This window comes from Enterococcus sp. DIV0682 (assembly GCF_051712685.1).
In the GTDB taxonomy this organism is placed as follows: domain Bacteria; phylum Bacillota; class Bacilli; order Lactobacillales; family Enterococcaceae; genus Enterococcus; species Enterococcus faecalis.
Genome location: NZ_JBIOPK010000001.1, coordinates 222,501 through 235,244, shown reverse-complemented (window position 1 = coordinate 235,244; position 12,744 = coordinate 222,501). Strand labels below are relative to the sequence as shown.

At 39.2% G+C, this 12,744-nt stretch carries 10 protein-coding genes and 16 tRNA genes; 1 reads left to right on the top strand and 25 read right to left on the bottom strand.

Annotated features, from left to right (window positions below; genetic code table 11):
• Positions 1–17: 17 nt before the first annotated feature.
• The 3 genes from IGK96_RS01240 to IGK96_RS01230 are packed head-to-tail and all read right to left on the bottom strand — an operon-like array spanning position 18 to position 1,721.
• Positions 18–692, bottom strand: coding sequence for an HD domain-containing protein (locus IGK96_RS01240; protein WP_010713610.1), 675 nt, complete (start codon positions 690–692; stop codon positions 18–20).
• A gap of 12 nt (positions 693–704) precedes the next feature.
• The gene (locus IGK96_RS01235) at positions 705–1,217 is read right to left on the bottom strand and encodes a DNA-3-methyladenine glycosylase I (RefSeq protein WP_002408650.1); all 513 of its coding nucleotides are present in this window, start codon (positions 1,215–1,217) and stop codon (positions 705–707) included.
• 12 nt (positions 1,218–1,229) lie between these two features.
• Positions 1,230–1,721, bottom strand: coding sequence for a methylated-DNA--[protein]-cysteine S-methyltransferase (locus IGK96_RS01230; protein WP_010713611.1), 492 nt, complete (start codon positions 1,719–1,721; stop codon positions 1,230–1,232).
• A gap of 110 nt (positions 1,722–1,831) precedes the next feature.
• On the opposite strand from IGK96_RS01230, the gene IGK96_RS01225 reads away from it, so the two are divergent.
• Positions 1,832–2,425 (top strand): bifunctional transcriptional activator/DNA repair enzyme AdaA, encoded by a 594-nt coding sequence (locus tag IGK96_RS01225; RefSeq protein WP_016618196.1) that lies wholly within the window; start codon positions 1,832–1,834, stop codon positions 2,423–2,425.
• A gap of 17 nt (positions 2,426–2,442) precedes the next feature.
• Here IGK96_RS01225 and IGK96_RS01220 read toward each other — a convergent pair whose 3' ends face one another.
• The 22 genes from IGK96_RS01220 to IGK96_RS01115 form a co-directional block, all read right to left on the bottom strand.
• Complete coding sequence (locus tag IGK96_RS01220) at positions 2,443–3,186, bottom strand: alpha/beta hydrolase (RefSeq protein WP_010713613.1); 744 nt, start codon at positions 3,184–3,186, stop codon at positions 2,443–2,445.
• Positions 3,187–4,269: 1,083 nt separating this feature from the next.
• A complete protein-coding gene (locus tag IGK96_RS01215) occupies positions 4,270–5,088 on the bottom strand; it encodes a histidine phosphatase family protein (protein ID WP_002419252.1) in 819 nt (272 codons plus the stop codon).
• A 20-nt stretch (positions 5,089–5,108) separates the two neighbouring features.
• Positions 5,109–6,575: a glycoside hydrolase family 1 protein gene (locus tag IGK96_RS01210; RefSeq protein WP_010713614.1), complete on the bottom strand. Its 1,467-nt coding sequence runs from the start codon at positions 6,573–6,575 to the stop codon at positions 5,109–5,111.
• Positions 6,576–6,697: 122 nt separating this feature from the next.
• On the bottom strand, positions 6,698–8,128 hold the full coding sequence (locus IGK96_RS01205) for a 6-phospho-beta-glucosidase (protein WP_438755744.1): 1,431 nt from the start codon (positions 8,126–8,128) through the stop codon (positions 6,698–6,700).
• A 23-nt stretch (positions 8,129–8,151) separates the two neighbouring features.
• Complete coding sequence (locus IGK96_RS01200; RefSeq protein ID WP_002358327.1) at positions 8,152–10,050, bottom strand: beta-glucoside-specific PTS transporter subunit IIABC; 1,899 nt, start codon at positions 10,048–10,050, stop codon at positions 8,152–8,154.
• A gap of 73 nt (positions 10,051–10,123) precedes the next feature.
• The gene (gene licT, locus IGK96_RS01195) at positions 10,124–10,966 is read right to left on the bottom strand and encodes a BglG family transcription antiterminator LicT (RefSeq protein ID WP_002355181.1); all 843 of its coding nucleotides are present in this window, start codon (positions 10,964–10,966) and stop codon (positions 10,124–10,126) included.
• Positions 10,967–11,208: 242 nt separating this feature from the next.
• Positions 11,209–11,280: transfer RNA gene (locus IGK96_RS01190), tRNA-Glu, on the bottom strand.
• A 15-nt stretch (positions 11,281–11,295) separates the two neighbouring features.
• Positions 11,296–11,383: transfer RNA gene (locus IGK96_RS01185), tRNA-Ser, on the bottom strand.
• Between the two features lie 10 nt (positions 11,384–11,393).
• Positions 11,394–11,467 (bottom strand) — tRNA-Ile (locus IGK96_RS01180).
• A gap of 13 nt (positions 11,468–11,480) precedes the next feature.
• A tRNA-Gly gene (locus IGK96_RS01175) sits at positions 11,481–11,551 on the bottom strand.
• Positions 11,552–11,565: 14 nt separating this feature from the next.
• Positions 11,566–11,638: transfer RNA gene (locus IGK96_RS01170), tRNA-Phe, on the bottom strand.
• Positions 11,639–11,643: 5 nt separating this feature from the next.
• A tRNA-Asp gene (locus IGK96_RS01165) sits at positions 11,644–11,717 on the bottom strand.
• Positions 11,718–11,765: 48 nt separating this feature from the next.
• Positions 11,766–11,839, bottom strand: a tRNA-Met gene (locus tag IGK96_RS01160).
• Positions 11,840–11,872: 33 nt separating this feature from the next.
• A tRNA-Ser gene (locus IGK96_RS01155) sits at positions 11,873–11,962 on the bottom strand.
• Between the two features lie 12 nt (positions 11,963–11,974).
• Positions 11,975–12,046 (bottom strand) — tRNA-Glu (locus tag IGK96_RS01150).
• Positions 12,047–12,060: 14 nt separating this feature from the next.
• Positions 12,061–12,134: transfer RNA gene (locus tag IGK96_RS01145), tRNA-Ile, on the bottom strand.
• Positions 12,135–12,143: 9 nt separating this feature from the next.
• Positions 12,144–12,214: transfer RNA gene (locus IGK96_RS01140), tRNA-Gly, on the bottom strand.
• 1 nt (position 12,215) lies between these two features.
• Positions 12,216–12,292, bottom strand: a tRNA-Asp gene (locus IGK96_RS01135).
• Positions 12,293–12,330: 38 nt separating this feature from the next.
• A tRNA-Met gene (locus IGK96_RS01130) sits at positions 12,331–12,404 on the bottom strand.
• A gap of 33 nt (positions 12,405–12,437) precedes the next feature.
• Positions 12,438–12,527, bottom strand: a tRNA-Ser gene (locus IGK96_RS01125).
• Positions 12,528–12,560: 33 nt separating this feature from the next.
• Positions 12,561–12,634 (bottom strand) — tRNA-Ile (locus tag IGK96_RS01120).
• A 20-nt stretch (positions 12,635–12,654) separates the two neighbouring features.
• Positions 12,655–12,728, bottom strand: a tRNA-Met gene (locus IGK96_RS01115).
• Positions 12,729–12,744: the final 16 nt, after the last annotated feature.

Below are 12,744 nucleotides of genomic sequence, written 5' to 3'. Positions count from 1 at the left end.
TTTTAGTTGGCCCTCATTTATCGGTGTCCATCCCACTCTTGATAAAATTCCTCCAGATAAAGTTCCATAAATTGATGACGCTTTTCCGCCAATAAGCGACCATAATTTGTATTCATTTGTTCCTTTAACTTTAAAAGTTTCTCATAAAAATGCATAATAGCAGTATCTTCCCCATTCCGGTATTCTTCTTGGGTTAACTGTTCACGAGGTTGTTTGTGAGGATCGTGAATTAAACGGCCTTTATTTCCCGAATAAGCCATCACCCGTGCAATTCCAATTGCGCCGATGGCATCTAGTCGATCCGCATCCTGGACCACTTTTCCTTCTAATGTAGTGACTGTTTTCCCAGTATTTCCTCCTTTAAAGGACATATTAGCAATAATGGAAAGGATGTGATTCGTTTGCCCTGTTGATACGTTATTTGCTTCCAACCATTGTTGCACCTTTAGCAAGCCAGCCTCTTCACTTTCGTTAAATTTTTCATCGCCAATATCATGTAACAATGCTGTTAATATACATAAAAATAAATTTGCTTGTTCTTTCTCTGCAATTGTTTTTGCTAATTGTGTCACTCGATAAATATGCCACCAATCATGGCCACTTGCTTCGTTGGCTAATTCTTGTTGAACATAACGCTCTGCTGCTTGAATAATTGTTTGTTCTTCAAAACTAAGAGATTCATTTTCAAACATCCTAACACTCCTTTATTCTGGATTTAAAATTTCCACTTGGATAATCCCGCTAGCTTTCAGAAACATATTGGTGACAATCGGACCTACAAAAGAAAATCCTCTCTTTTTTAAGTCTTTTGCTACGTTATCTGACAAAAGCTGTGTGCGCGGGACTTGGTATGCTTCTTCATAAATAGATAAAACGGGGACGTTTTTTACAAATTGCCATAGATAATTGGCAAAACTGCCAAATTCTTCTTGTACTTTTAAAATTGCTTGCGCATTTTTAATGGTTGCTTCAATTTTGCGCCGATTTCGAATCATATCTGGATCAGCTACTATTTGATCGACTTCGTCAGGCAACAGCGCGGCAACTTTTTCCGGCTTCATTTGGCAAAAATTTTTCATGAATGCTACTTTTTTCCCTGCTGCTGCTTTCCAACTTAAACCAACTTGAAAAACACCCACCGTCAACAATAAAAACAGCAAATCATCCTCTCTTGTAGGTTTTCCCCATTGTTCTGTATACCATTGATAGTTGTTCATCGCCGCCTCCTTTTAAGACTGTTCAAATGTTAATAATGCTTGTTTCATTGCTAAACCACCACGGTAACCGGTTAATTGTCCCTTGCTGCCGATGACTCGATGGCAAGGAATGACCATTAATAAAGGATTTTTCCCAATCGCTGTGCCAACTGCTCGAACCGCACGTGGACGCCCAATTTTTTCTGAAATTTCTTGATAAGTCATTGTCTCACCATAAGGGATTTCTTGCAACGCCTGCCAAACTTCTTTTTGAAAGGGCGTTCCTTCGATGTCTATGGGACAAGCAAACGTTGTCGAATGTTGGTTAAGATAACTTATTAATGCTTCTTTATAAGGCGCAGTTTTCTTTTCAGAAGCTTCTAATTGTGCTTGAGGGTACCAGTTTTTCAGCTCTTCTATCGATTGATTGGCTGAACCTACAAAAGCTAGTCCAGCGTCTGTCACACCAAGATAATAGTGATCTTTCTGCCATTCTTGTTGCGCATAATAAATCTTTTTTGCCATATTTCTACACTTCTTTCTCGTGTTTTCTTATCTTCATTATAATTCTTTTGGCTTTCAAAATCTTGCGCTCCTATCACTTTTTACTTGTTTTTATTAGGGATTCTTTTACAATGAAGAAAATGGGAGGTGTGCTTACAATGAAAACAACGTATCGACTTACTCAGAAACGTTGGGAAGCCATTCAAAATAATAATACGCAATTTGATGGTGATTTTTTTTATGGTGTGACCACAACTAAAATTTTTTGTCGTCCTTCGTGCCCTTCCCGTGTGCCCAACAAGAACCACGTTCTGATTTTCAAAACGGCTCAGGAAGCTTTAACACTTGGTTTTCGTCCATGTAAAAGATGTCAACCAACCGGGCAAGTCGTTCCTAATGAGGAATGGGTTGCTCAAATTAAGCAATTTATTGATCGGCATTCAGCGGAACCATTAAGTTTAGACTATTTAGCGCAAGCCTGCCACGGTAGTCCCTTTCATTTGCAGCGAACCTTTAAGGAGCAAACGAAACAAACCCCGTCAGCTTATTTAACAAGTGTCCGAATTAGGCACGCCCAAGAATTGCTTCTCCATTCACCCCTTACGATTCAACAAATCGCGAAAAAAGTTGGCTTCCAAACCGCAGCATATTTTGCCACCACTTTTAAAAAAGAAACAGGCGTAACCCCCTCTGTTTATCGCAGTAAAAATGAGCCGAAAAAATAACATTTCGGCTCATCGGATTATTTATTGGGGTGTGATTGTAGCCATGCTACAATCAATTGACTGATTTCTGTTTGCTGTTGCTCATTAGAAATTGTCGCTTTGTTGTCTCCTTTTTGGACACCGTAATTACCAAACCCTGCATGATTCCCACCTTCGATAGATACATACTGCGTATCTTTTGGCAAAAACTGTTTGGCTTTTTGATAGCTAGTCCAATTTAAAACACCATCGTTTGTGGCTGTTATTGACAGAACCGGCAGATTTTGCTTGTTTAGTGCACCTTTTTCGTCAGGATAGCTGGCTAAATAAATCATGCCTTTGATTCGTTGCTCATTTTCCGCTACAAAACGACTAGCCATCACACCACCCAGAGAATGCCCAGCCAAAACGAAGTTTTGTTGTGGATGATCCTTTATAATTTGTTCTGCAGCATTTGGTGCAAGAACCGCTAAATTCAAAGGAAAATGAACAATATAGACATCATAACCTTTCGTAGCAACTTCTTGCGCCCATTCACTATAACTAGCGGGCGCAACCAATGCACCTGGATAAAAAATCAGTGCTGTATCATTTTTTTGCCCGTTTGTGTAATAATCATAGTTTTTTTCTTGCGTGGCACTTTGACTTATTTTTAAGGCCGAATCGGTCGCTTGATACGTACTATTTTTAATAAAAATAGTCAGGCCGATGACTAAGATTACTAAAAAAAGCCCGAGTCCTAGGACAATTTTTTTCCAGCGTGATTTTGTTCTATTTTTCATCTCATTTCCTCCCAATGAAAAAATTCTTCTTTCTGATTCTACCTTTAATAAAAAAAGAACACAACAATAGGAGTTGGTGGAGCAACCCTTTTCTTGCTCCACCAACTCCTAAATAGACTGTTTCTCGACGCCAGGGATTATTTTGTCTCTTTTTCGCCTGCTTCTAAGTAGCTGATAATAACCGTCTCAAATCATCATTTATTTTTCCTACACTTCCCTTATTAAAATAACAATGAAGCTGAAAGCAGAAATATCAACACCGAACAGATCAATAAAGCCCTGTTATTTGATAAAGTATAGTCTAAATAGATATACTCGCCAATGAAAAATACTATCAGAGCTAACGAAGCCCTCAATAAACCAACATTTTCAAAAATATATTCTTTGAAAATGAAGGAAAGGACTCCCAAAATAAGGAATGATAGTAACATTGACTTAACAATAAACCATTGCTTTCTCGCCATTCTACCACTTCTCTCTAATGAAATTAATTATATCGCTTCACTTGAAACCATCAATACACTTTCTTAAACTTTTTCATTAATATATAAATTATTTTTCAACAAACAGTCTTACTTTCATAAATTTGTCTGTTGTAAAAAATAGTAGCATACACTATTTTAAATAGACATAGCTATTATTCTATTTTATAGGAACACATTACTAATATAAGCAAGCATAGTAACAGCCTTATACAATTTAGATAATAAATAACAACCTATTTCATTAACTAAAACAACAATAGTCATAAAAAGGACTGGTTTTTAACAGATACATGTCACAATGTTTTCATGCTATTTATTTAATAGTTGATTCACTAATTAAAAAAATAATTTCTAATTTTCACTTAATATAAATGTAAAAATACCCCATCAGAACATGCTTTTATTCAGTTAGTATAAAAACGGTCCAAAATCTAGTCAGCATAGTCATGCGATAAATCGTTTTTGAGCTCGAACCACTTCTATTTAAAAATGTGATGAGGTAAGCCTTCACTTTTAATAAAAAAACAATAGGAGTTGGTGGAGCAACCCTTTTCTTGCTCCACCAACTCCTAACTAGACTGTTTCTCGACGCCTTAGATTATTTTGATTCTTTTTTGCCTGCTTCTAAGTAGCTGACATCATTGACTTTATCCAAAGTATACTCGCCATTTTTGTAATGAATCGTTGTAACACTAGCATTCTTCAACCCGCCTTCTGGGACTTTAAAATCATCAAATAAAGTTGCTAACAACGCTGAAATACTCAAGCCATGAGAGACCACTAAAACATTGCCATTCCCGGGATTGGCTGATTCTGTGGCAACAATTTTATCTAAGCCTTTTTTCAAACGTTTGGTAATTGTAGCATAGTCTTCTGCAGGCCAGTTATTCTTGCTTTCCTCGCGCTGTTGATCCAGTTTAGCTACACTGTTGGCAAAGGATTCAGGGGTCATGTTTTTCATAAATTCTTCTAAGGAAACACCTTGATCATCAGCAATATCCTGCCACATTGTCTTGTTTAAATCCCCTTCATAGCTACCAAAATTAAATTCACGTAAATCTGGGTCACGCACGACTTCAAGGTCTTTGCCTGCTTTATTTTGATCTAAAATAAGTTGAGCAGTTTGCAAGGCGCGGCCACTATCACTACTATATGCATTTTGAAAGGCAACATCTTTCAGGCCAATTCCAGTTGCGGTCACAACTTTTTCACCTTCTGGTGTTAAGACCGCATCTGACCATCCTTGTACGCGGTCCGTCGTATTTAACATAGTTTTTCCATGGCGCACAATGTAAAGAGTTAGTTCTTCAGGTTTTGTCTCTTTTTCTTTTGTCGTTGCTTGCTGATTTTTACCACAACCAACCATTACTAAAATGGCCAGAAAAAGCATCCCCACAATCGTCAATCGTTTTTTCATTTTTTATTTCCCCTCATTTTCTACTCAGTTGTTAAGTTTTCACCATTACTAGCGATAACTTGTTTGTACCAATTAAATGATTTTTTCTTAGTTCGTTTCAAGGTTCCCTGACCTTCGTCATCCATATCTACATAGATAAAGCCGTAACGTTTTTTCATTTCGCCAGTCCCTGCTGAAACTAAGTCAATACAACCCCATGGCGTATAACCAATTAAGTTAACCCCGTCTTCTTCTATTGCGGTTCTCATGGCTTCAATATGTTGTTTAAAATAATCAATGCGGTAATCGTCGACAATCGAGCCATCCTCTTGCAATGTGTCTACCGCGCCAAACCCGTTTTCAACCACAAACAATGGCATATTGTAACGATCTGACAACTGACACAATGAAATTCTTAACCCTAAAGGATCGACAGCCCAGCCCCATTCAGATTCTTGCAAATAAGGATTTTTAACCGCAGGCATTTGGTTGCCTCCGACATATTTTACTTCTTCTGGATAAGCAGTCGAAACGGTCGACATATAATAACTAAACCCGATATAATCAACTGTTCCTTTTTGAATAATCGCTAAATCCTCTGACTCCATTTGAATTGTCATTCCTTCACGCTCAAATTCTTTGAGCTTATGCGCTGGATAATAGCCCTTAGCCTGGACATCCATATAAAATTCTTGCTCTCGGTTAAATTGAACAGCTGCCATCACGTCCTCAGGTTTGCAGGACAAAGGATAACTCGGGATATAAGCCACCATCATACCAATCTGGAAATCTGGATTGATGGAATGTCCCAATTCAACTGCTTTCGCACTTGCTACAAATAGATGATGCGCTGCTTGATATTTACTTTGTTTATCATTATTGTGAATCCCAATTTGCGTCCAACTTCTTAAAAAATTAATTTCATTAAAAGTCATCCAATACTTCACTTTATCCTGGTAACGTGTAAAAATGGTTTCGCAAAAGAAAACAAAGAAATCAATCACTTCACGATTTTTCCAACCATCATATTCATCGGCCAAATACATCGGAATATCAAAATGGTTAATCGTCACAACAGGCTCAATTCCATGGCGCAGCAAAGTATCAAAAACTTTATCATAAAAGGCTAAGCCTTCTTCATTAATCTCTTTTGTTCCATTTGGGCAAATCCGGCTCCAGGCGATAGACAGCCGAAAACATTTGAAACCCATTTCTGCAAATAAGGCGATATCTTCTTCGTAATGATGGTAAAAGTCCGTCGCTACATGACTAGGATAGTATAATTCTTCATCGATATAGCCAATCGCTCCTTCGGGTAATGCTTGATCGCGCGTACACGAAGCTTTTTGGCCCTCTTTAGTTAAATACGTAATCCGTCGCGGTTCTGTTTGACTACCACCAGTAATTGCATCTAATGTACTCAGACCTTTGCCTCCTGAAAGGTAGCCACCTTCATATTGGTTAGCAGCTGTTGCGCCGCCCCATAAAAAATTTTCTGGAAATCCCATAAAATCCCTCTTTCCCTCTGTTTTTAGGCATAACAAAGAAACCATCAAGGGAATTGACGCTGGCAGAAGAGTCCTTGTTTTTTCTACCAACGTCAAACGCCCTTTAATAGTTGCTAATTTTATTAATTACTTAAATCTTCACCATTTGTTGCGATTACTTTTTTGTACCAATCAAACGATTTCTTCTTGCTTCGTTTTAACGTACCATTTCCTTCGTTATCGCGATCCACATAGATAAAGCCATAGCGTTTTTTCATTTCACCAGTTCCAGCTGATACTAAATCAATACAGCCCCAAGTCGTATAGCCTAACAAGTCGACATCATCTTGTTCAACGGCATCTTTCATCGCTTGAATATGCGCCGCCAAATAATCGATACGATAATCATCGACTACATAACCATTTTCGTCTGGTGTGTCTACCGCTCCTAAGCCATTTTCAACAATGAATAGTGGTTTTTGATAACGATCATATAAATCATTCATCGTAATTCTCAAACCAAGCGGATCAATTTGCCAACCCCATTCACTGGCTTTTAAATAAGGATTTCTCACAGAGGCAAAGATGTTACCAGCTGTTTGCTCATTAATTTCTGGATCTGTTGATGTGACACGAGAAGAATAATAAGAGAACGAAATGAAGTCCACCGTATGTTCTTTTAAAAGTTCTTCGTCGCCTTCTTCCATTTCAATTTGAATACCTTTACGGGCCATTTCTTTTAAAGCATACGCAGGGTATTCCCCACGTGATTGGACATCAATAAAGAAATAATTTTCACGATCTGCTTGTCGAGCAGCGAAAACATCTTCTGGTTTACAAGTATAAGCGTAGTTGGAACCAGCCGCTAACATACAACCTACTTGGTTTTCAGGATCTACCTCATGAGCAATTTTTGTCGCAATTGCACTTGCTAGTAGTTCATGATGGGCCGCTTGGTATTTCACTTGTTCTTTGTTTTCGCCTTCTTCAAAGTATAGACCTGCTCCCATAAATGGTGCATGTAAAATCATATTAATTTCGTTAAATGTTAACCAATATTTGACTAATCCTTTATATCGGTTGAAAATTACACGGCAAAGATTTTCATAGAAACCTACTAACTTACGACTACGCCAAGCGCCATATTCTTTCACTAAGTGCATTGGGCAGTCAAAGTGTGTAATCGTTACTAGTGGCTCAATCCCATATTTATGACATTCTTTGAACAAGTCTTCATAGAACTTCAAGCCTTCTTCATTCGGCTCTGTTTCATCTCCCATTGGAAAAATTCGACTCCAAGCAATGGATAAACGGTATGTTTTAAAACCCATTTCACCAAACAAGGCGATATCTTCTTTATAGCGATGATACATATCAATTGCCTCTTGTGCAGGATAGAAATGTTCTTCATCAAAGTTAAACATTTTCTTTTCACCAGTGATTACTGGAAAACGATCTGGACCCGTTGGCGCTAAATCGACGTTTGCCAAACCGCGTCCGCCTTCGTTATAGCCACCTTCACATTGATTGGCTGCTGTTGCGCCACCCCATAAAAAGTCTTTTCTAAATGCCATAAATTCTCTTCCTCCACATCTTTTTATATTAAAGCGGTCAGCAAATCATCACTTGTTGAAACTTCATTACTGCCGACTTCCAAAATATCTAAATAATCCGCTGTATTCGTCACAACGATTGGAATTTGTGTACTAAACCCAGCTTTTTTAATTCCTTCTAAATCAAAGGTTACTAATGTTTGACCTTTTTTCACGCGGTCACCTTGTTTTACAAAAGCTTCAAAGCCTTCGCCTTCTAATTGAACTGTATCAATCCCAATATGAATCAATAATTCTGTGCCGTTATCTGAAATCAAACCTAATGCATGTTTTGTTGGGAATAGTGTGACAATCGTTCCATCAAAGGGTGCAACCACTTTGCCTTCCGTTGGTTCAATCACGACCCCATTTCCTAATGCTCCATTTGCAAAAGCAGGATCCTCTGCATTTTTTAAAGATAACACTCGTCCTTTGACTGGACTTGTAATATTTTCTTTTTTAATCGTTGTTTTATCAATAATCACTTCTTCTTCCTCAACTGTATTGTCTTTCCAGAAGAAGAATGTTAGACCAAAACCAACGACCGCTGCAATGGCAATTGCAATAAAGGACTGGATCATCCCACTTGCATCATCACCATTGATAAAGTTTAGCACACCGAAAATTCCTAAACCACCCATTGTATAAGCTGTCACATTGTTGATCATCAAATATAAACCACCGACAGCGCCACCAATCATTGAATAAATAAATGGCCATTTTTTCGGCAAAGTGATTCCATAAATCGCTGGTTCTGTTACACCAAAAATACCAGAGATAATTGCTGGCGGACACAAAGCTTTTAACTTTTTATCTTTCAATTTGAAGAACATCGCTAAAACAACCGCTGTTTGCGCAAAACTAGCTGCAAATGATCCCGTTAATACTTGGCTTGAACCTTCTTGTGTCACTTGCATAATGGCTAATGGCACAACGCTCCAATGTAAACCAAAAATAACTAAGACTTGCCAGAAGAAGCCAAGAATCAAACCATACAAAGCTGGTGAGAAACTCATTAATGCTGTAAAGCCAGCGCTTAATAAATCTGTTAGCATGCTAACGATTGGCCCAATTACTAAGAAACCAATTGGTAAGGCAATCAACAAGACGAAAAACGGTACTAAGAACGTTTGAACAACTTCTGGAATAATCCGTTTAAACACTTTTTGAACTTGTGCCGCAAAAGCAATAATGAAGATGATTGGTACGACACTACTTGTATAGTTCGCACCGACCCAAGGGATCCCCATAAAGGTATTATAGGCAGGTAAACCGAATAAATTATACGGTGCTGCGGCTCCCGCACCCGCTGTTGTTTCAAAGGCCGTTTGTAATGCACTTCCTTGAATCGTTGGGTAACATAAAGCTGCGCCAATCACGATCCCTACCATTGGATGCAACCGGAATTTTTTAGCTGCTGTATAACCTAAAATAACTGGCATAAAGTAGAAAATTGCATCGCCAATCCCATTTAACATGGTATAAGTCCCTGACGTAGCCGTATAGAGCTTTAAGAAAACCAATAAGGCATTTAACCCTTTGACCATCCCAGCCGCTGCTAACGCCCCTAAAAAGGGTTGGAAACAACCACTTAAAATATCTATTAAGCGATCAAATAAATTCCCACTGGAAGCTTCTTCTTCACGTTCTCCTGACAAGCCTGCAATACTAACTACTTCTTCGTAAACGGCTGGAACATGGTTCCCAATAACGACTTGGTATTGTCCGCCGCTTTTCATAACAGTTACCACACCGTCCATATTTTTTAAGACATCATCATTCGCTTGACTCTCATCTTTTAATTTGAAGCGAAGACGTGTGATACAATGTGTCAAACTATTAATATTCTCTTGCCCACCGACATTTTTTACAATTTTTTCTGCTAGTTCATGATATTTTCCCATCTTTTTTTCCTCCAAAAATTTATTTTCATTTGAAGGTTTAGCCAACTGAATGTCACTATCCAAAGTGGTGCGTTTATTGTTCCGTTGTTTGTACAATTCGTGCAATGTGAATCGTTAGGTACAAGCGTTCTTCATTTGAAACTTGATAGTCATAGTTCTCATTTAAATACAAGCTGATCTTTTCCACGCAACGATAGGCGTTGAGATATTTCTTTTTAATTACCGCATACAGTTCTTCATCATCATTTTCGACAACTTCACGTTGGTGTAATAAGCGATAACAGAAAAATTTTAAATGTGTGCTAAATCGATAAAAGTAGACAGAGTCTTCATCAAAACTTACCTTAAAATAGTATTTGACGATATTTGTAATCTCTTGCATCAACTTTGTCAATTCGTAAATATTACCGACTTCTTCCTCCATCTCCGCATTCACCAAGTGCAATGCGATAAAACCTGCCTCATCCGTTGACAATTCCATTCCTACGCGCTTTTGTACCATTTTTAAAGCATTTACTCCTACTTCGTACTCTTCAGGAAAAAAACGTTTAATATCCCATAATAATAAATTCTTAATTGCAATTCCTTGTTTTTTTCTTTCTAAAGCTGTGTACAAATGATCCGTCAGAGAAATATAAATGGTATCATTCAAACTCTTTTTCAACGTTGATTTTGCATAAACAATAATGTCATCCGAGAGTTTCATCATCTCTAAAGGAATATTTCCTAACAATTCTTGAAACTTAAGTGATGTTTCTTGATTGGCTAAATAAAAAACTTGATCGATGCTTTCATCAGGAACCCAATCACCAATGCGTTTCTTAAAAGCAATTCCTTTGCCCATAACAATTTGCTCTCGTTTATCATCATCTAATGTAATAACCACATTATTGTTCAAAATTTTGTGAATAATCAATGCCCCACCTCCTTTGTGTTTCGTTGAAAAAAGAAAAACCCAATTTCTTCAAAAAGAACGACACATCTGTCGCTTCATGAAAAAATTAGGTTTAGCTTGTCTTTAAACAATCACTATCCATCTATTTACTTATCCCTACATCCAAAGAATAACATATTTACAACAAATGTCAACGCTTTCAACGACATTTTTTTGTAATAAAAATAAAAAAAGCATACAAACAATGTTTGTATGCTTCACTATGACCCGTACGGGACTCGAACCCGTGTTACCGCCGTGAAAGGGCGGTGTCTTAACCGCTTGACCAACGGGCCATTAAAAATAAAAAACGGAGAAGGAGGGATTTGAACCCTCGCGCCGGTTTCCCGACCTACACCCTTAGCAGGGGCGCCTCTTCAGCCACTTGAGTACTTCCCCAAGAAATAAATGGGCCTAAATGGACTCGAACCATCGACCTCACGCTTATCAGGCGTGCGCTCTAACCAGCTGAGCTATAGGCCCCAAATAAGAAAAAAGCGGGTGACGAGAATCGAACTCGCGACAACAGCTTGGAAGGCTGTGGTTTTACCACTAAACTACACCCGCAAATTTTTCTTGGATGGCGCGGGACAGAATCGAACTGCCGACACATGGAGCTTCAATCCATTGCTCTACCAACTGAGCTACCGAGCCAAAAACGGTCTGGACGGGACTCGAACCCGCGACCTCCTGCGTGACAGGCAGGCATTCTAACCAGCTGAACTACCAAACCAATTCGTTTTTGCTTTATGCAAATGTATGCTTTAAAAAATAAAAGCAATTGCGGGGGCAGGATTTGAACCTACGACCTTCGGGTTATGAGCCCGACGAGCTACCTGACTGCTCCACCCCGCGATAATTAGACTAAGGAAACTTAATTCCTAAGAAAGGAGGATAAGGGATTCGAACCCTTGCACGGTTTTACCCGCCTGACGGTTTTCAAGACCGTTCCCTTCAGCCGGACTTGGGTAATCCTCCGTAACAAAACTATGACCCGTACGGGACTCGAACCCGTGTTACCGCCGTGAAAGGGCGGTGTCTTAACCGCTTGACCAACGGGCCATTTTATAAAATTATGGGCCTAAATGGACTCGAACCATCGACCTCACGCTTATCAGGCGTGCGCTCTAACCAGCTGAGCTATAGGCCCAAAAAGAAAAGCGGGTGACGAGAATCGAACTCGCGACAACAGCTTGGAAGGCTGTGGTTTTACCACTAAACTACACCCGCATGGCGGTCTGGACGGGACTCGAACCCGCGACCTCCTGCGTGACAGGCAGGCATTCTAACCAGCTGAACTACCAAACCATACTTTTCTTTTTATGTGCTTTTGAAATCAAAAGCAATTGCGGGGGCAGGATTTGAACCTACGACCTTCGGGTTATGAGCCCGACGAGCTACCTGACTGCTCCACCCCGCGATAATTAGACTAAGGAAATTTAATTCCTAAGAAAGGAGGATAAGGGATTCGAACCCTTGCACGGTTTTACCCGCCTGACGGTTTTCAAGACCGTTCCCTTCAGCCGGACTTGGGTAATCCTCCATGATAAAAATAAAACTATAAACAACGTCACAATGGACCTTGTAGGACTCGAACCTACGACCGGACGGTTATGAGCCGTCTGCTCTAACCAACTGAGCTAAAGGTCCAGGCTCTTCCAAATGTATAATCGCGGCGGAGGGGATCGAACCCCCGACCTCCCGGGTATGAACCGGACGCTCTAGCCAGCTGAGCTACACCGCGAAACTCTTATATTAAA